The 19,633-nt window shown below is 34.0% G+C and carries 18 protein-coding genes; 10 read left to right on the top strand and 8 right to left on the bottom strand.

Features of this window, described 5'->3' with window-relative positions; translation table 11 throughout:
- Nucleotides 1–20: 20 nt before the first annotated feature.
- The 4 genes from V4538_00525 to V4538_00510 all read right to left on the bottom strand — a co-directional run bounded on the left by V4538_00525 (nucleotide 21) and on the right by V4538_00510 (nucleotide 2,689).
- The gene (locus V4538_00525) at nucleotides 21–1,010 is read right to left on the bottom strand and encodes a lysylphosphatidylglycerol synthase transmembrane domain-containing protein (protein ID MES2379493.1); all 990 of its coding nucleotides are present in this window, start codon (nucleotides 1,008–1,010) and stop codon (nucleotides 21–23) included.
- A gap of 1 nt (nucleotide 1,011) precedes the next feature.
- Nucleotides 1,012–1,359: an aspartate 1-decarboxylase gene (gene panD, locus V4538_00520; protein MES2379492.1), complete on the bottom strand. Its 348-nt coding sequence runs from the start codon at nucleotides 1,357–1,359 to the stop codon at nucleotides 1,012–1,014.
- 64 nt (nucleotides 1,360–1,423) lie between these two features.
- The gene (locus V4538_00515; GenBank protein ID MES2379491.1) at nucleotides 1,424–2,083 is read right to left on the bottom strand and encodes a DUF2461 domain-containing protein; all 660 of its coding nucleotides are present in this window, start codon (nucleotides 2,081–2,083) and stop codon (nucleotides 1,424–1,426) included.
- A 126-nt stretch (nucleotides 2,084–2,209) separates the two neighbouring features.
- Nucleotides 2,210–2,689 (bottom strand): DUF2062 domain-containing protein, encoded by a 480-nt coding sequence (locus V4538_00510; GenBank protein MES2379490.1) that lies wholly within the window; start codon nucleotides 2,687–2,689, stop codon nucleotides 2,210–2,212.
- A gap of 162 nt (nucleotides 2,690–2,851) precedes the next feature.
- On the opposite strand from V4538_00510, the gene ligA reads away from it, so the two are divergent.
- The 4 genes from ligA to V4538_00490 all read left to right on the top strand — a co-directional run bounded on the left by ligA (nucleotide 2,852) and on the right by V4538_00490 (nucleotide 8,492).
- A complete protein-coding gene (ligA, locus tag V4538_00505; protein ID MES2379489.1) occupies nucleotides 2,852–4,942 on the top strand; it encodes an NAD-dependent DNA ligase LigA in 2,091 nt (696 codons plus the stop codon).
- 48 nt (nucleotides 4,943–4,990) lie between these two features.
- Nucleotides 4,991–6,268: a hypothetical protein gene (locus V4538_00500; GenBank protein ID MES2379488.1), complete on the top strand. Its 1,278-nt coding sequence runs from the start codon at nucleotides 4,991–4,993 to the stop codon at nucleotides 6,266–6,268.
- A 74-nt stretch (nucleotides 6,269–6,342) separates the two neighbouring features.
- A complete protein-coding gene (locus V4538_00495; protein MES2379487.1) occupies nucleotides 6,343–7,023 on the top strand; it encodes a response regulator transcription factor in 681 nt (226 codons plus the stop codon).
- Between the two features lie 83 nt (nucleotides 7,024–7,106).
- Complete coding sequence (locus tag V4538_00490; GenBank protein MES2379486.1) at nucleotides 7,107–8,492, top strand: HAMP domain-containing sensor histidine kinase; 1,386 nt, start codon at nucleotides 7,107–7,109, stop codon at nucleotides 8,490–8,492.
- On the opposite strand, the gene V4538_00485 is transcribed toward V4538_00490, so the two are convergent.
- Nucleotides 8,489–9,208 (bottom strand): RluA family pseudouridine synthase, encoded by a 720-nt coding sequence (locus tag V4538_00485; protein MES2379485.1) that lies wholly within the window; start codon nucleotides 9,206–9,208, stop codon nucleotides 8,489–8,491. The two genes, V4538_00490 and V4538_00485, sit on opposite strands and share 4 nt — an antisense overlap.
- Nucleotides 9,209–9,315: 107 nt before the next feature.
- Between V4538_00485 and V4538_00480 the strand changes: the two genes are divergently transcribed.
- From V4538_00480 to V4538_00470, 3 genes are all read left to right on the top strand, one after another.
- Complete coding sequence (locus tag V4538_00480; protein ID MES2379484.1) at nucleotides 9,316–11,160, top strand: agmatine deiminase family protein; 1,845 nt, start codon at nucleotides 9,316–9,318, stop codon at nucleotides 11,158–11,160.
- 116 nt (nucleotides 11,161–11,276) lie between these two features.
- Nucleotides 11,277–12,950 carry a hypothetical protein gene (locus tag V4538_00475; GenBank protein MES2379483.1) on the top strand — a complete coding sequence of 558 codons (1,674 nt, stop codon included), beginning with the start codon at nucleotides 11,277–11,279 and terminating at the stop codon, nucleotides 12,948–12,950.
- A 117-nt stretch (nucleotides 12,951–13,067) separates the two neighbouring features.
- Nucleotides 13,068–13,955 (top strand): FkbM family methyltransferase, encoded by an 888-nt coding sequence (locus V4538_00470; protein MES2379482.1) that lies wholly within the window; start codon nucleotides 13,068–13,070, stop codon nucleotides 13,953–13,955.
- Nucleotides 13,956–14,001: 46 nt separating this feature from the next.
- On the opposite strand, the gene V4538_00465 is transcribed toward V4538_00470, so the two are convergent.
- Entirely contained in the window at nucleotides 14,002–15,219 is a 1,218-nt protein-coding gene (locus tag V4538_00465; GenBank protein ID MES2379481.1) for a porin, read from the bottom strand.
- A 142-nt stretch (nucleotides 15,220–15,361) separates the two neighbouring features.
- Here V4538_00465 and V4538_00460 point away from each other — a divergent pair, with 142 nt between their 5' ends.
- Nucleotides 15,362–15,502, top strand: a complete 141-nt coding sequence (locus V4538_00460; protein ID MES2379480.1) for a hypothetical protein — start codon at nucleotides 15,362–15,364, stop codon at nucleotides 15,500–15,502.
- A gap of 44 nt (nucleotides 15,503–15,546) precedes the next feature.
- On the opposite strand, the gene V4538_00455 is transcribed toward V4538_00460, so the two are convergent.
- Nucleotides 15,547–16,944 carry an inorganic phosphate transporter gene (locus tag V4538_00455; GenBank protein ID MES2379479.1) on the bottom strand — a complete coding sequence of 466 codons (1,398 nt, stop codon included), beginning with the start codon at nucleotides 16,942–16,944 and terminating at the stop codon, nucleotides 15,547–15,549.
- A 142-nt stretch (nucleotides 16,945–17,086) separates the two neighbouring features.
- Here V4538_00455 and porQ point away from each other — a divergent pair, with 142 nt between their 5' ends.
- Both porQ and cmk read left to right on the top strand, forming a co-directional pair.
- Nucleotides 17,087–18,133: a type IX secretion system protein PorQ gene (gene porQ / locus V4538_00450; protein ID MES2379478.1), complete on the top strand. Its 1,047-nt coding sequence runs from the start codon at nucleotides 17,087–17,089 to the stop codon at nucleotides 18,131–18,133.
- The gene (gene cmk / locus V4538_00445) at nucleotides 18,130–18,813 is read left to right on the top strand and encodes a (d)CMP kinase (GenBank protein ID MES2379477.1); all 684 of its coding nucleotides are present in this window, start codon (nucleotides 18,130–18,132) and stop codon (nucleotides 18,811–18,813) included. The genes porQ and cmk overlap by 4 nt, the downstream gene beginning before the upstream one ends.
- 66 nt (nucleotides 18,814–18,879) lie before the next feature.
- Here the strand turns inward: cmk and V4538_00440 are convergent, their stop codons facing one another.
- Entirely contained in the window at nucleotides 18,880–19,611 is a 732-nt protein-coding gene (locus V4538_00440; protein MES2379476.1) for an acyl-CoA desaturase, read from the bottom strand.
- Nucleotides 19,612–19,633: the final 22 nt, after the last annotated feature.

The following is a 19,633-nucleotide window of genomic DNA, read 5'->3' as shown; positions in this document are numbered from 1 at the left end:
GAAATTAAAATTATACAAAGTTATTGTGCTTTTTTCTTTAGCAACAAAATTAAGCTACTTAAAAGTCCTAATACAATTATCAGTATCATTTGTGCGCCATGTACCATGGTGGCATAAGCAACGCCATCGGCTTCAGCAACGCCAAATAATAATAGGCTTTGCGAAATAAAATAATGGTAAGTGCCGGCTCCTGCTCCCGGAGCAGGTAAAGCAACACCAATGGTTCCAATGGCAAATACCGTTAAGCAGGCTGTAAAACTCAAAGAAGAAGTGCTTACTAATGCAAAAAAGCAGCAGTACATCATTAATATGTAACAAGCCCAAATACCAAATGAAAGGAATACAAATAAAACAGGTTGTTTTACGTTTTTTATACTGAGTAAACCATCCATAAAACCTTTGAGTAATGAGGCTATTTTATTGTAAATAGCTAAAGATTTTATTTTATGACGCAGCAAATAAATAAAAGCACTTGTTGCAACCAATAAACCTAAAACAATCCATTTAAGTGGCAATGTGCCAGTACTGGCTGTTTGGTTAGTGGCAATGGTTTTTTGAATAAAACCCCATATTAAATCAAACTGAATAAAAAATACGAGGGCTAATAGAAATACCATAATCAGTAAATCGAATAAACGCTCGGTAATTACACTGCCCAACGATTTTTCAATGGGTAAATTATCTGATTTGTTAAGGGAAGCACAACGAGCCACTTCTCCGGCACGGGGAATAAAATAATTCATCATGTAACCAATTATTACTGCATAAAAACTATTGTCGGTTTTTATTTTGTAATTCATGGCATCGTACATCAATATAGCTCTGTAAGCCCTTAGCCAATGGCTAAAAACGGAAACCGACATACCAATACCCAACCAAAGCAAATTAGCCGAACTTATTTTTGACCAAAGTTCTGCCCAGTCTTGGTTTTTAAAAACATAATACATAAAACCACCGCCAACGGCAATGATTATTGCATATTGAATTATTTTTTTAAGGCTAGTATTCAAACTAGTTTAGTTTGTTGTTGTTGTCGGTATAAATAGCAATAGGAGTATATTTTTTTGCCTCCTCAAAATCCATAATGCAGTATGATATAACAATAACAGGGTCGCCAACAGCCGCTTTACGTGCAGCAGGGCCATTTAGGCATATAACTCCGGAACCTCTTTCGCCTTTAATGATGTAAGTTTCAAGTCTTTCTCCGTTGTTTACGTTCACTACCTGAACTTTTTCGTTTTCTATCATATTGGCGGCATCCATTAAATCTTCGTCAATGGTAATGCTACCTACATAGTGTAACTCGGTTTGCGTAACTTTTACGCGATGTATTTTTGATTTTAATAATTGTATTTGCATAGCAATAAAACTGGCGCGAAGCTAAATCAATTTAATTGATATGCAAAAAAATAAGGTTTTTAGCTTAGGCCAAAATAGCTCTGTTTAAAAAGTCATTGAGTGGTTTCATAGCCTTAAACAGGCTTTGACAATGTTTTAGTAATTCTTTTTCGGTTAAATTTTTATCGTCAATTTTTGCATACGCTAAAAAACCTTTGTGTTTAATGTATTCAATAGCAGGATTTTCAGCATCATAACCTTTAGGCGGACGTTGTAATTTGTCGCCAGAAAGTGCACCAAAATGTTTTATAAAGTCTTTGTGCTCTACAATACTTTTAAATTCCTCAAAATTGTAGTCGATTTCTTGTCGGATGGCAGCTAACTTATCAGGCATAGGTTGGTAAGAGCCTCCAGCAATAAAAGCTTCGCCTGATTGAATATGAACATAGTAACCGCAAAAGTCAGACGCTTTGCCGCCTTTGCTTAAGCTCATTCCAAAATTGTTTTTATAAGGTGCTTTATTGGCCGAAAAACGTACATCACGGTTAATTCTGAAAATACATTTTTTAGGATCTAAATCCCCAATGCCTGCATCGAAAACAGCCGTTTGTTTAATTACTTTACTGGCCATCTCAATCCAATCAGCACGTAGCTTATCGTACTCCTTTTTATGCAAATCAAACCATTCTTTGTTGTTGTTATTGCTAAGTTTTTTTAAAAAACCAGTTAGTGCCTGAATATCCATAAGGTTATTATTTTAGTACAATTATATAAAAACTTAAAAGCAATAAAAGGGCTAATTGTTTAGCTGCCTGAAAATTATTTTAAAAAGGTGTTTTACGGGAAGGTTTATAATCTAATAGAAGCTCACTTATGCAGCCATCTTTGACTTTTTGTGCAAGTACTTTTTATAGAAAAATAAGCTGATAAAATGTATTGACAGTGCAAACGGAACACAAATAACAGCCCAACCTAATATGGCCAGTATTTGCGAGTCGATTAAGAGCAATATTTTTTGAAAAAAGTTGGATCCTATCACGTTTACTGTTGCCGTATTAGTAACAAGGGAAGCGTTGGAGAAGTAACTGTTAAAATAATTTCCTATTTGGTAAAAGGGTACCAATAACACAAGTTGTAAAGGAGCTACTACCCAATTTACCAATTGAATAACAATTAAGTTGAGCCTGAATACAAATGCAAATACAAAACACAGAATGGAAGTTAAGCCAATAAAAGGGAACAAGCCTAGGGTAATGCCAAAACTTAAGGTAATAGCCAGTTGAAAGGGACTTAATCCATAGGCTAAAATTTGGGAAAACTTTGTTTTAAATAACTGCAATAATTTTCGCACGCTGCTTATTTTTTTGCTACAAATGTAAAAGCATGCTGTTACTTGTTTGTTAAGTATGATAAATGTTTGAAAATGCTTGGTCTTGTTCATTAATAATTGGTAGCAGTATAAAAAACTATTGAAAAATTATGTACTAAAACATTTATCTGTTTACTTAGCAGCATGAATGAATTAGAGGCCAAAATTTTGATTGATGATTTGTGCAATCAGATTGAAAAGCATAACTATAATTATTACACCCTTTCTAATCCTACTATTAGCGATACTGCATTTGATGAATTACTGCAACAATTGATTGAACTTGAAAAACAGTTTCCTCATTTGCAAAATGCCCAATCGCCTACTTTAAAAGTGGGTGGAACCATTACCAAAGATTTTGAAACAGTAAAGCATAAATACCCGATGATGAGTTTGGGTAATACTTATAACGAAGAAGATTTACGTGATTTTGATGAGCGTATAAAAAAAGCCATTGGAACCCATTTTGAATATGTATGTGAGTTAAAGTTTGATGGTTTAGCCATTAGTTTAAGTTACGAAAATGGAAAGCTGGTACGTGCCGTTACCCGTGGCGATGGAACGCAAGGCGATGATGTAACCAATAATGTTAAAACCATTAAATCCATACCACACCAGTTAAAGGGAAATAATTACCCGCCTAGTTTTGAAATACGCGGAGAGGTTTTTATGCATAAAAAAACCTTTGAAAAGCTCAATGCTGATTACAGAAAAGAATTAGAAGACAAAGAAATATATAACGAAACACAAATTTTAGAAAAGCTATATAAGAACCCCCGCAATTTTGCCAGTGGTACTTTAAAAATGCAGGATAGCAACGAAGTGGCTAAACGTCCGCTGGATGCATTTCTATATTTTTTATATGCTGATAATAAACTGAGCGAAACCCATTACGATAGTTTAAAATTAGCGGAGAGCTGGGGTTTTCAGGTAAGCAAGCATTCTAAATTATGCAGCAATATTGACGAGGTTTTTGATTTCATCAAATATTTTGAAACAGAGCGTCATCATTTGAGCTACGAAATAGATGGAATAGTTATAAAAGTAAACAATTACTTACAACAGGAAGATTTAGGATTTACAGCTAAGAATCCACGTTGGGCTATTTCTTATAAATACAAAGCAGCCACTGCAGTAACTCAATTAGAAAAAGTAACTTATCAGGTAGGCCGCACGGGAGCTATTACACCCGTAGCCAATTTAAAGCCGGTTCAACTGGCAGGTACAACTGTAAAGCGCGCCAGTTTGTATAATGCCGATGAGTTAGAACGTTTAGATTTACATGCTTTAGATACCGTTTTTGTAGAAAAAGGAGGCGAAATTATTCCGAAAATTGTGGGTGTTGATGTAAGTAAACGAAGTACGGATGCACAAAAAATAATATACCAAACACATTGCCCCGAATGTAAAACGGAGCTGATACGGAAAGAAGGAGAAGCTATACATTATTGCCCCAATATAAACCATTGTCCGCCACAAATTATTGGCAGCATAGAACATTTTGTGAGCCGAAAAGCCATGAATATAGATAGTTTGGGTGGCGAAACCGTAGCAGCATTTTACAAATTAGGTTTAATTAAAACCTATGCTGATTTATACGATTTAAAGTACGAGCAGATTTTAAATTTAAGTATTGAAACGGCTGAGGAGGGCGAAGAAGAAAAAACGAAGAAACGTTCCATAAAAGAAAAGTCAGCATTAAACATTATAAACGGAATTGAAGCATCAAAAGCAGTTCCGTTTGAAAGAGTTCTGTTTAGTTTAGGTATTAGAATGGTAGGTGAAACCGTAGCTAAAAAATTAGCAAAACAGTTTTTAACTATCGACAATATGATAGTGGCCAGCAAAGAACAAATAGCCCATATTTATGAAATTGGCGATAAGATAGCCGAACATTTAACCCAGTTTTTTAGCGATGCAGAAAACATACAAATGATAGAGAAGTTGAAGCATCATGGTTTAAAGCTGGCATTGGAAGAAGAAGTTGGTGTGGAACGAAGCAATAAACTGGAAGGGAAAACTTTTTTAGTAAGCGGCTCTTTCAGTATTGGCAGGGACGATTTGAAGAAATTAATAGAAATAAACGGAGGTAGAAATATTGCTGGTGTATCTAAGAATTTAAATTATTTAATTGCAGGTGACAAAATGGGGCCGGAAAAATTGAAAAAAGCAACGGAATTAAATATTACTATTATAAGTGAACAAGAATTTTACGATATGATAGCTTCCACTTAGTATTTGGTTTTACCGAAGCCCTAACTTTATATTTTATTCAGATTATCTATGAGAACGTTTTTTTTACTAGTATTTACTTTCAAGTTAGTATCAGTATTTGCGCAAGCCGATACTTTAACCATACCATTAAATACTTGGGGAAAGGACGATAGGTTTCACAAATATGAAAACACTTTGGCTTTATTTAAAGTAGAAGGCGATACCATATTGAGTTTAGGTTTTGAAGACCTGAAACCAGCGAAACCAATTATTATAAAAAAGCCAAAAGGCTATAAAAATTATGCGTATGGTTTTTTGTTTTTTACAGGCTCGCATAGTACCCAAAATGATGGATATGTAACCGTATTAGTAGGCGATTACTTTAGCCAAAACCCAACCTTGTGGGTAGATAAAAACCAAAACTTTGATTTTACTGATGATGAGAAACAAATATTGCCTTATTACTATCAAAAAGGAGCAGAAATTGTTTTAACCAATGAACACAACAAAGAAGGGGGCAATAAAATAGTATTAACACGTACTATTTTGTTTGGTAAGTTAGATTTACGCAAGTATAAAGATGAGTACTATAAATATTATTACAAAGACAGAAGTTTTATTGGCCTTGATTTTACTTACAGAGAACAAAGGTATTTAGCCAAAAGCGGTATAGTTAAAATAAATGGCGATAGCTTTAGAATAGCCTTGCACGATGCTAACTCAAACGGTTTGTTTAACGATGCAGATACCGATAAAGTAGTTATTATTAATTACAACGATTCTATTTTCGATACCACCAACGATTTATTTACTGTTAAACTATCAAAGGATAAATCGCAAAACTATTTTGAAAAAAACGGACAGATATTTCATTTGTTAGAAGCAGATGCAGGAGGCAGTTTTGTTAAAATAGTTTTATCGACTAGCGATATGCTTTTTGGTAAAATAGCCATAGGAAAAAAAATACCAAAGCTTGTTATTACTACACACAAAGGCGAAAAGAAAAATTTAAAGAAATTAAACCGTCACCAAGTGTTTATGTATTTTACATCGCTTACCTCTAAAAACTTTGAGAAGGATACCGCCATTCTCCGACAAATAGCAGCCATTGATTCATGTAATATCAGGGTAATTATGTTTTTGTATACCAATAAAAGTTTTACCGTTCGCATTTTTGGAAGCCAGTCAAAGGCAAATTATACCGTAGCTTTAGGACATAAACTAATTAACAAAAGGCTTGGTATAAGAGGACTTCCGCAAACATTATTAGTAGGCAAAAGACGCAAGGTTATTAAATACGGAATGAGCCCGGAAGAATATTTAAATCAATTGATACATAAAAATTAATCACATATTAATTTGGTATTAATATTAAACTTACCTCTTTCTTAATATTAGCGTTTGATAAATAATTAATCCTTATGAAAATATTAGTAGTAGAAGACGAACCAAAAGTAGCGGCCTTTTTAAAGCAAGGTCTTGAAGAACAGTCGTACGAAGTAACAGTTGCTTACGATGGTTATTTTGGTAAAAAAATGGCTTTAGAAAATTATTACGATGTAATAGTTTTAGATTTATTGATTCCATACATAAATGGAATTGACTTGTGTAAACAGTTAAGAGCAGAAGGGCTAAAATCACCCATTCTGATGTTAACAGCTTTAGGCAGTACTGATGATAAAGTATTGGGTTTAGATGCAGGTGCCGATGACTACTTAGTTAAGCCGTTTGAGTTTAAAGAATTATTAGCACGTATACGCGCTTTAAGTAAACGTTACACCGATAATTTACAAGATACCAAAGTACTTAAGTTAGCCGATTTAGAGTTAGACTTAAATAAAAAAGTAGTACGCAGAGGTGGCAGAACTATTGAGTTAACCAGTAAAGAGTTTAGCTTATTAGAATATTTATTACGTAACAAAAACAGGGTTATTTCACGTGCAGAAATTTCAGAAAAAGTATGGGATGTAAATTTTGATACAGGTACCAATATTATAGATGTTTATATCAACTTCCTGCGTAAGAAAGTAGACAAAGATTTTCCTACCCGTTTAATTTTTACCATGGTAGGTATGGGTTACATCATGAAGGAGTTAGACTAATTTAGATTATTGCACTAAAAAAGCTGCTTGATACACTTTTGTTAAGTAGCTTTTTTATTTTTACCATTCTTTACAACGATTCGATGAATATAAAAAATATACTAGCACTTAAGTTTACGGCTATCATTGCCATTATATTATTGGTGTTTTCTGTTTTTGTTTACCAGTTTTCAAAATCGTTGCGCGAGAATGAATTCAATGAAAGGCTTAAAACACAAACCGAAAAACTGGCCAGTACCTTGCTTGATTCAAGCAATATTGATTTGAATTTTGTACTCGAAACTTTTAAGTACGATTTAAACCTTTTCCCTAATCAATCACTTATTATAAAAGACCAATACGATAATTTTTACTTTAACAAATCACATATAGATGAATTAACAGTAAGCACCATATTTAATAAGTTAAAGGAAAAAAAAGAGTTTAACATGATTAACTCAGATACCGATTATGTGGGCTTTAACTTAACGGTAGGTAATACCAATTACCAGGTTATAACTTCAGGGTTTGATGAGTTAGGACAAAGCAAACTGAATTTCTTGTTATTGTTTTTGTTGTCATTGTTTTTTGGAAGTTTAATCATTACCGCTTTTTTAGGTAGAATGTTTGCTTCACAGGCACTATTACCTATTACCAATGTAATTACACAAGTAGAAAAAATATCGGAAAACAATTTATACGAAAGGGTAAGTGTGGGTCCTTCAAAAGATGAAATAGCCCAGTTAGCTATTACATTTAATCAGATGTTGGAGCGTTTAGACGATTCGTTTAAACTACAAAAGACATTTGTTTCCAATGCCTCACATGAGTTTAGAACGCCTTTAACGGTAATGAAAGGACAAATAGAGGTGCTATTATTACAACCGCGTTCCAACGATATTTATATCAAAACATTCTTATCATTAATTGACGATATCAATAACCAGATTCAGTTGATAAACGGATTAAGCGATTTAGCAAAAGCCAATGCCAATTTCCCGAATACAAGTTTTGGCAATGTTTCCATTATAGAATTATTAGACGAGTGTTCGAGCGAATTAACCCGAACCAAAAGACATAAAATTGTAGTAAATATTGACGATTTACCGGACGATGAATATGCACATATTATAAGGGGTAACGCAGCTTTATTAAGGTCGGCCATTATGAACGTAATGGATAATGCCTGTAAGTTTAGCGAAGAGAAAAGTTGCCAGGTTACTTTAAACTGCTCGCACGAAGTTATAAAACTAGATATAATAGATCAGGGAGTAGGTATTAGCGAAGACGATTTAAAACATATATTCGAGCCATTTTACAGGTCAAATAATATAAGGCATATAAATGGTTACGGTATAGGTTTAAGCTTAGTGAAAAAAATAGTAGAGTGGCATTTTGGTAAAATAAAAGTAAACTCAAAATTAGGTGAAGGAACCCATGTAAGCATATTGTTACCTAGCTTACGTTCCAATGCCAATCTTATATTTTAACTATCAAACTTATCAAGCTGCTTAATAAGTACCGCAAAATCTTTTGGATAATCAGCTGTTTGTAAATAATCTTTCTCAAAGGCCGTAAATGATAATCTGTAGGCATGTAAAACCACACGCTTTATAATAGGTTCTTCATTTTGCCATTTACCCTCTTTAAACTTAGGCTTAAACTGAGATAAAAATACGTTTTGTCCGCCATAGCTTTCATCAGCCACGATAGGAAAATTTTGGGAAGCCAGATGAATTCTTATTTGGTGTAATCTGCCCGTTACAGGCTTGCAAGCCAGTAAAGTAAAATGCTTATAAAGCTTTTCAGTGCTGATAATGGTAGTGGAAGGTTTACCATCCTTTTTGTCTACAAAGGCAAGCCCTTTTCTTGTTTGGCTTAAAGGTAAAATAATAGATTGGTTTTCTACCTGTATTTGTCCGGCAACTACTGCATGGTAAGTTTTATCAACTTCCCTTTTTTCAAATTTTATAGCCATTTCGCGGTAAGCTTCATCGCTTTTAGCCAATAATAAAATACCACTTGTTTCTTTATCCAATCTGTGGCAAAGACGCAGGTTTTCGTTGTATTTTTTAGCCAGTTTAATAATACTCAAATTATCATCATGTCTGTCGTCTAAACTTGAAAAGTGAGCTGGTTTATTAATAAATACAAAGTAGTCGTCCTCGTAAATAATAATATCCTTTAAACTGTGTATATGCTTCATAATAATCCGGCAATATTAAGCAAATGTTTGAGTTATGTAATAATTACTTTGGCGGTTGCCAGTATTCATTAATAATTATAATCTTGCCGGCTTAATTAACAAAGTTTATGACCAGGAAAATTTATTTACTCTACCTCTTTATCTCTTTTAGTACCATTCTGTTTGGGCAGCAAAAGCGCAAAGGACATTTGCCGGCAGCCCGCACAAAAGCTGAATACCAGTTAATGATTGACAATAACAAAAATGTTAAAACAACTTTTGGTAAAGCCACCGTTTGGCCTTCAAATATGCGTATGCCGGGCGAGTTTGAAGAAAGCAAAGCCGTTTGTATTAGCTGGGCTTATGAATACAATGAAGACTTCTCTGCTATTATAGGTATTGATACTAATAGTGTGTATGGCTGGATTTCAGCCCAGTTAGCCCATTATATCAGTCAGGAGTGTGAAGTTTGGATTAGAGTGTGGGAGGCAAATGATACCCTGAAAGTAAAACAGTTTATGGGCAGTTTAGGTTGGCCACTTAACAATTATAAATTTTTTGTAAAACAAGGTGACGATTTCTGGATGCGCGATTTCGGGCCTATAGGATTTTATTACGGAACCAAAGATAGCGTTGGTTTTACCGATATGAAATATTATGATGGGCGAGAGTTAGACAATGTGTTTCCAAGTTATTTGGCTTCACAAATGAACTATAAAAACTACCCGACAGCATTAAATGCAGAAGGCGGAAATTTAATGACAGATGGATACGGTAGAATGTTTTTTAGTTCAAAAATTAAAGCAGCCAACAACGATATATTACGTTGGTCAAATACAACTACTTATACCAATATGAAAACAGCATTTGCTACCAACGACCTGCAAGAGCTGACAGTATTGAATTGCGATGGAGGAACAGGCCATATTGATTTGTACACCAAACTAATTGATGAAGAAACCATTTTGGTTTCAAAATTACCGGCAGAAATTACCGCCAACGATAGACAAATTATAGAAGACAATTACCAGAAAATGGCCGCTTTAAAATCTACTTACAACAGGCCGTATACTATTTACAGAATTCCCCATCCTACAGGCGATGAAGGAAAATACGATAGCGTTACCTGTGACCAGTTATTCAACGATGCTCGTAATTTTGTAAATGGTATAACCGTTAACAATACCTTTCTTTTTCCTGCCTATTCAGATGAAATAGATGGTAATAAAGAACAGACAGATTCTATTGTTAAATTATTCCAATCTATTATGCCGGGATACAATGTAGTGCCAATTGATTGCCGCTCAATGAGCCCGCTGGGAGGAGCTATTCATTGTATTACCATGCAAGTACCTGCCGATAATCCAATAAGAATATGGCATCCGAAAGTGCAGGCCAATAAAACATTGCAAACCGATTTTAGAATTATTGCTAAATGCGAAAATTACAGTGGTATAAAAGAAGTAGCTTGTGTTTGGCGCAAAAACAATGGTGCTTGGAAAACATTAACATTAACCGATAGCGCTACCTATAGCATTGGTATCTTAAGCATTCCTGATTTAACCGCTACCGATATAGTTGAATACTACATTGCAGCAGAATCAAACAATGGTAAAAAAGTAACAAAACCGTCTACAGCTACCGTCTACAACCAAGGTTATTATCGCATACAATTTAGTTACGGAACCAATATAGAAGCAATAAAAGTGGAGCCTAAAAATTACCTGTTTGCGGCTTTTCCTAATCCGGCAGCTAATCAGTTAAATGTTCCTTTTCAGTTGTTAAACAATGCCCAGGTAAATATTCAGGTACTTGATATTACCGGAAAAATATGGGTAGAGAAACAAGTTAAATCAGCCATGGGTTTACAAACAGAAACACTTGATATTAATAACTTACCCAGCGGTTTATATTTTTATAACTTAACTATTGATGGACAAATGGTAAGCACCCGTAAATTTTTAAAACAATAAAAATCAATAACATTTTAAATAATAAAAAAGGCTGCATCAATATGATGTCAGCCTTTTTTATTGGGTTTCTTTTTTAGGTAAATAAATACAAGTAAAAACTGCATTTTTGTAACTTTATGAAAAATAATAGATTACTCTTTGTTTTTATTTTAGCATTCCCTTTAACCTTATTTGGGCAACATACCTATTTACCTATAAACCCATTTACCAACCATATATTAGACCGGTTTGAAATTAAAAACGATTCCATTGCTGGTGACTATTACCATACCGGTAATAAGAGTTACAGAAGAAAATCAATTGCCGATTTTGCCAATAAAAAGGATAGCTCCAATATCAGTTTTTCAAAACAGGATAAATTTAACTTAGCCTATTTATTAAACGATAATTTTGAATGGGCTAATAATGATTTAACTAAAAGTAAAAACCAAAACCTGAAAGGTTTTTATAAACAAAAATCAGCACTATACTCCGTACAAATACCCGATTTTAACTTAGTCATTAATCCTGTGCTGGACTACCAAATGAGCACCATTGATTATATGGGAACGCGTGGACTTATTAATAACAGAGGAATAGAAATAAGAGGAAACATTACAGATAAAATAGGATTTTACTCGCAAGTAAGTGATGAAATTTATAGGCCAACACCGGCAGCTATTGAAGAGTATAAAAGAATAGGAACACTGCAGGGAATAGGCTTTACTAAAAGTGATGGAAAAGAGTTCAATCACTTCTTATCGAGCGGCTACATTAGCTTTTCACCTAATAAATATATGGATTGGCAACTAGGGCAGGGTAGGCAATTTATAGGCGATGGCGTGCGTACCTTTATTATGTCAAACAACGCAGTCGATAATTTTTATTTGCGTTTAAACACCCGCATTTGGAAAATAAATTATACCAATATATTTAGCGAGTACCGCGACTATAATGTAAAAGGTTATGGCATACAGGCAAGGCATTATGCCGCCACCCATCATCTTTCCGTTAACATAGGTAAAAGGTTTAATTTAGGTTTATTTGAAACTATTATTTTTCAGCGCGATAGTGGTTATAACAATGGAGGGTTTGAGGTTAATTATTTAAACCCCATTATTATGTACAAATCAATTGAAAATGGCTTAAACAGTACCGATAAAGCCATATTAGGTGCCAACTTTAAGTTTAATTTTTTAAACCGTTTTTCATTATACGGGCAATTGGTAATTAGCGAGTTTGTATTGGATCAGATTACCATGAATAAAGGCTGGTGGGGAAATAAATGGGCTTACCAGTTAGGTTTAAAATATATAGATGTTTTTGGTGTAAATAATTTAGATGCTCAGGTAGAGTACAACGTTTGCAGACCTTTTATGTACACATCCTACTCACCTTTACAAACCTTTACCAATTATGCCCAACCCTTGGGGCATCCTTTAGGAGCCAATTTCAGAGAGTTGATAGGTGTTGTACGCTATCAACCACTTAATAAATTGTATTTGCAATTAAAGGGTATTTATTACGAAATAGGCTACGATACAAACAATTCAAATGTGGGACAAAACATAGGCTTGAGTTACAATACCAGAACTTTAGGAGAATACGGTAATACCATTGCACAAGGGCAACTAACAAAAGTTTTATACATTGATTTTATGTCGAGCTATATGATTAAACATAATTTATTTATAGATGCAGGTGTTACCTATCGTTATAGCAATAGTGCTATTGCTGCTTATCAGTCCGAAAACACTTACTTTACGCTGGGCATAAGACTTAATATTACCCGTAAGGAGTTTGACCGATAAGCCAATTACATGCATTAAACTCATGGTTATACCATACAATAGGTATAATATGTAATAGCTTTAAATAGTTAATAAATTATTATAATATTTGAACTTTAGGTAGTTTGATTAATTATAATGAATAATAAGTTAATTATTGATATTGGAATGCACAAGGGCGAGGACACCGGATACTATTTGCAAAATGGGTATACCGTTATTGCTGTTGATGCAGATCCTAATTTAATAGCAGAAGCAAAAACAAAATTTAAAAAAGCATACAATAGCAAACAATTAATGCTATTGAATTATGCTATAAGCGATAAAGACGGAACTAAAGTTACTTTTAACCTGAGCCAAAATACCATTTGGAATTCATTGAAAGAAAATATTGCAGATAGAGCCCACTTAAGTAAAAATTCCATTGTAGTTGAAACAAGGACACTCTCATCGATTATTGCCGAATACGGAGCCCCTTTTTATTGTAAAATTGATATTGAAGGATATGATGAGGTTTGCTTGCAAACATTAAAACAAGCAAACGAGTTACCCCAATTTATTTCAGTAGAAACAGAATGTGTGGGCGAAGGCGAAACCATAACAGATGAAGAAGCTTTAGGTACCTTATACCGGTTAAAAGAATTAGGTTATACCAAATTTAAATTAGTCGACCAAACATCATTTCGGGTGTTAACATTAAAAGAAGATTTTCATACCTCATCCGATAAAGCATTAAAGTTTTTGAGCCAGTCATTTGGTGCGCGACTAAAAAGAAAAATACAAAGTACACTTGGCCTTGCCGGAGATATGGATGAAACCTATTTTAAGGAGCGGAAAGCCATTGAAAAACAATTCAACTATAATTTTATGGTAGGTTCATCAGGTCCCTTTGGGTCAGATCTGAAAGGCGAATGGCAAAATTTTGATGAAGCCAAACAAACCTTGTTAAAACATAGACATGATTACTTTAACCTTGATAACGCAGTGAATTATGGTTTCTGGTGCGATTGGCATGCAACTAAGTAAAGACATAATTACTATATATTTTTCATTATGCGAAAAAGAAATAGTACTAAATGCCTAGTTCTATTTGAAACATCATATTCCACGAGCCATCAATTTTATTAATTTTAAGATCAGTAGCTTCGTTATAGAATAATTGTGTTTGTAGCTTCACTCTATGTTTTCTTAAGTATTTAGTAACGCCCATGCCTATCTCTTCTTTTTGCAATTCTTTCTTTTCTTGAATGGAGGCATAGGGAGTAATTCTAGCATATCTTCCGGCTACTTCTACATTGTTTTTAAACAAATAGCTCAATTGAAATAATTTACCTTCTCCTACATAAATAATTCGTTCCAAACCAGCACTGTTTGTTGTTATTGGAGAATTAGTATTTCTAGTAACGTATTCGGTACTGAGTGCAATTCCCTTATATTTAAAAAGAAAGTCTGCAATAAAAGAGCTTAAATCCCTCGTTTGATATAAATCTTTTCCTAAAGTTCCTGCTGTTCTTCTTGCACTTTCATTATAATGGTATCCTGCGGCTAAAGATATTTTAGGTTTTTTCTCCCTTTCAATATCTCCCTCAAAATAATCTCCCTTATTAGTAAATTCTCCTAATGGTAAAACTTCAACTCGCCCGGTATAAGCTAATCCGGCATTTGATGTACTTGAATTTCGTCCCTCACCAGAACTAATTGCTCCTTTTAGCACATAATGCAATTTGGAAATATTATTTCTATAAGCAAATTGTAGCCCGAAATCTCTATCAATATTGAAAGCAACATTTACAATGGAGCGGTCCGTGAATTGAAGTTCACCAGAAGAAACTACTCTTTGCCTGTTCCCGGGTAGTTTAGTTTGCCCAAAAGTAATAGTTAAATGTTCAGTGGCTTTGTATATAGCTACAGCATCTCTAACTATATTGGGGCTAGAGTTAATTTCCGAATTATCATTATCCACCCAATCCATATCCCCCCTAGATAAAGAGAGTTGAATATAATAGTTCAATTTAGGGTTTATAACAAATCCTTCAAAGCGCAACCTAAGTCTTCTTACTCTTGCTTCTATTTCTGAGGCACTAAAATCGTCCTTTGATACTGTGTTGTATGCCGACCTAAGCTGTGTTCTAAAGCGGAAGTTAATTGAAAATAAACTGTCTGGAGCAATTACTCCAATACCATTTGAAAAATTAAAAGTAGGGTTTGAAATGCTTTTTTGTGCATTCAATTTTAATACGCTAACCGTGGAAATAAATACAATTAACAAATACGTTCTTTTTCTTAGCATGAAAAGGGAAAAATTTTTCGCCAAGCAAATAAGCCAATATTATCTAAATATTATATTTTTGTTAATTTTTATAATAAAAGTTGTTGAGTATCAAATATATTATTAAGCAAAATTACTTTGCCATGCATATGAGTTCAAATTTATGTACGGCATTATAATAACCAATGAAACCAATAGACGGACTAGCTATACCAAAGATTTAATGGATGATGTTTTTACCTGCTGGTTGCATTCAGATTTAGCCTGTTTAGTAATTCCACTGCACATAAAAAAAGCTATTTAATCATTGCGATTAAATAGCTTTTTTTATGTGATAATTTTGTTGTTTTATCCGGCCATAGCTCTAAACAATAGGAATAATCCTCCTGCTAAAACTATAGTAACAGGCAATGTTAAAATCCATGCGATGGCAATGTTTTTAATAGTTTTACCCTGTAAGTTTTTAATACCTTTACTAGCCACCATACTACCCGCTATACCCGATGATAATACTTGTGTAGTACTAACAGGTAATCCTAAACCAGTTGCCAATCCAATAGTACTGGCAGCTACTAGTTCAGAAGCTGCGCCTTGTGCATAGGTTAAATGTTGTTTACCAATTTTTTCGCCAATGGTTTTTACAATACGTTTCCATCCAACCATAGTGCCTAATCCTAACGATATAGAAATCATTAAAATAACCCATTTAGGAGAATACTCAGTAATACCTTTTATATTGCTTACCGCGGCTTTTAAACTTAGTTTATCCGTTTCACTCAGTGTTATGTCTTTACTCAATTTTATTTTTTCAACTTCTTTACCTAATTTAATAACGTTTTTTCTAATAGCAAATTTGTCTTCAACCGATAATGAATCCATAGGAGTAACCAATTTACTAGAAAGCGAAGAAGATATTTCCTGAATTTTTGCTACTTCCAAACTATCTTCTTTAGCCATTTTGTTTCTTGAAGCTGTAGCCATTACCGAATCAACCACAACAATACCTTGTTTTACTTTACCAATATCTATTTTAGGGTTAATGGCAAAATATGCAGGAACAATAGCAATTAATATAAGCATTACCAAACCAACACCTTTTTGTCCATCATTACTACCGTGGCTATAACTTACACCAGTACAGGTTAAAAGTAAAATCATTCTAATCCAAAACGGAGGAGGGTCGTTTGATTTGGGTGCTTTGAAAATAGCTTTGTTTCTAATCGACATTCTAAGAATGTACATTAATAAAACAGCCAAACTAAAACCAATAAGTGGAGAGAATAGTAAACTTAAACCAATATCGCCCGCTTTGCTCCAGTTTACAAAACTACCGCTTTTTTCAGCTATAAAAGAGTAAGCTAAACCAACGCCCAATATACTTCCAACCAAGGTGTGAGAGCTAGAGCAAGGTATACCATAATACCAAGTGCCTAAATTCCAGATAATAGCAGTAAGTAATAATGCCATTATAAGTGCAATACTGTGATAAATATTAGGGTCTATTAAAACTTCAATAGGAAGTAAATTGCTGATACCCATTGCAACCGTAATACCTCCGGCAAAAACGCCAACACTATTCCAAATTCCACTCCAAACAACGGCTACCCAAGGTTTAAGAGAATTGGTGTAAATAACTGTGGCTACAGCATTTGCCGTATCATGAAAGCCGTTGATAAATTCAAAGGCGCAAGCGGCCACTAAACAAAGAATAAGTAAAAATGTAATAGTTGGGTCTAATCCAAACATAAGTAGTAATATATGGTCGACAAATCTAGTTTTTCAAACGAACTTTCCAATATTAAGTAATTGTAAACACCATTTTCTTTTTTACACTAAAATATGATAAAAGTAGTTAGCATAAAGGCTATAATTGCACAGTATTATAAACATGAGAAAAAGTATTTTAGTTTGTTTTTTAGTAATATCCACCATGGTTAATGCACAACGCGGAGGAATAGGCTCCTTCGAGTTTTTAAATATGCATGCAAATGCACGCATTGCCGCTTTGGGTGGAAGTGCTATTGCCACACCCGATAATGATGCCAGTTTAGTTATTCAAAACCCATCATTATTAACGGCTAAAATGGATAAACAACTTACTATGAACTACCAGCGTTATGTAGCCGATATGGGTTTAGGTTATTTTGGATATGCTTTTAATACCAAATCAGCAGGACCCTTAATGGTTGGTGTTCAATATTTAAATTACGGTACTTTTGATAAGAAAGATATTGACAATACCAGCTTAGGTTCATTTGCCGCCAGCGATTTTGCATTCCATTTAAGTACATCGCGTATTATGAATAAATGGAATATTGGCGCTACAGGTAAATTTATTTATTCCACTTTAGAAAGTTATACAAGCCTAGGTTTTGCAGCCGATGTAGCAGCCAGTTACCGTAGCCGCGATAGTTTGTTTTTATTAACAGCAGTAGCCAATAATGTTGGTTACCAGATAACTACTTATACAGGCACTTCACGCCAACAATATCCGCTAAACCTACAGGTTGGTTTTAGTAAAAAGTTTGCACACAATCCCTTACGTATTTCTGTTATTGCCCACGACTTACAAAAAATTGGCGATTTACTATACCAGAACTCGGCAAAAAATAGCCGCAATGTCGATTTGGTAACCGGTTTGCCCATTCAGGAAGATTTTAACGCTCTTAGTTTTGCCATGAGCCATTTAATTGTAAATACAGAATTGGTTTTTGGGCAAGGGTTTATGTTGCGTTTTGGTTACAATGATTTAAGAAGAAGAGAATTGACTTTACCCGATGCAAGAAGTTGGGCAGGTTTTAGTTGGGGTTTTGGTTTAAAAGTACGAAAATTTATGTTTTCGTATGGAAGCGCATCTTTTTATTCAGGAAATGCTACCAATCATTTCACAATTGTTACTAACTTGCAAGAGTTTTACAAAAAGAAAAAAGAATGAAACCAATTGTTGTAGCTATAGATGGATATTCATCATGCGGTAAAAGCACTATTGCTAAAGAATTATCAAAAAACTTAAACTATAAATACGTTGACACAGGTGCTATGTACAGGGCCGTTACTTTATACTTTATTCAAAATAAAATTGATTATAAAGATATAGAGGAGGTAAAAAAAGCCTTAAACGATATTTTTATAACCTTTATAATAGACCCCAATACCCAAATACAAGAAACATTTTTAAATGGTGAAAATATTGAAAATGAAATAAGAGTAAACCCCAGGGTAGCAGGTTATGTAAGCGATGTAAGTGCTATTAGCGAAGTAAGACGCTTTTTAGTAAAACAACAACAACAACTAGGTAAAGAAAGAGCCGTAATAATGGATGGCCGCGATATAGGCACTGTTGTGTTCCCCGATGCAGAATTAAAATTGTTTATTACAGCTGACCCCAATGTAAGAGCCCAACGCAGGTTTGCAGAGTTAGCCGGAAAAGGAAAAGGCACCACGCTTGAAGAAGTATTAGCCAATTTAGAAAAACGCGATTATATTGATTCACACAGAAACGATTCGCCACTGATGAAAGCAGAGGATGCTATTGAAATAGACAATAGCCACATGACACACGAAGAACAATTAGAATTGATTTTAAATTTAGTAAGACAGAAAAAACTGGCTTAATACCTTAACATTTTGTATCACATCAAATAAAAAAAGCGATTGAATTATTTTCAATCGCTTTTTTGTTTATTTAGTTCTTACCAGTTTTATAATTCTTAGCTTATCTAAAATAATTATAACAGGATATACTGGGTCAAATTCCCACCATTTAGCAGCAAAGTTAGCTCTGGCACCAGCATGATGATGGTTGTTTTGAAATAACTCACCCAGCATTAAAAAATCAACAACCAAAGTGTTTTTAGATTGGTCTTTTTCTCCAAAGTTTCTGTAACCATATTTATGTCCGGCCCAGTTTACAATAGCACCATGTACAGGTCCCATTAAAAAGTGAACAGGTAACAATAAATACATCCACCATTGCGTAGCAAAAAATACATAGAATATAATATAACCCACACTGAATAAAATACGACTGGTCCAGGTATTAGCCATCCAGTCTATGCTTTTCCATTCCGGAAAATTCCTGTCAAACTTTACATCAAACTTGAATTTGTTTTTATGAATACCACTAAAAATATGGTACGTATATTTCATCATACTCAATACCTCTTTAAAAAAGTGTGGAGAGTGCGGGTCTTTCTCCGTATCGCTATAAGCATGGTGCATACGGTGCATAATAGCGTAGGGGCGAGGTGTTAAATAAGAAGCACCTTGCGTAAACCAAGTGAATATATAAAAGAACTTTTCCCAAAATTTATTCATGGTAAACATTTTATGCGCAGCATAACGGTGTAAATAGAATGTTTGAGAAAAAAGGGATAAGTACCAATGAGATACAAAGAAAATTAATATGGGCATTTTATAATATTAAGGGTACAAA

Source organism: Bacteroidota bacterium (assembly GCA_040388375.1).
GTDB lineage: Bacteria > Bacteroidota > Bacteroidia > UKL13-3 > UKL13-3 > JAAFJM01.
The sequence above is the reverse complement of the archived record's forward strand: the minus strand, read 5'-3'. Positions and strand labels throughout refer to the sequence as shown.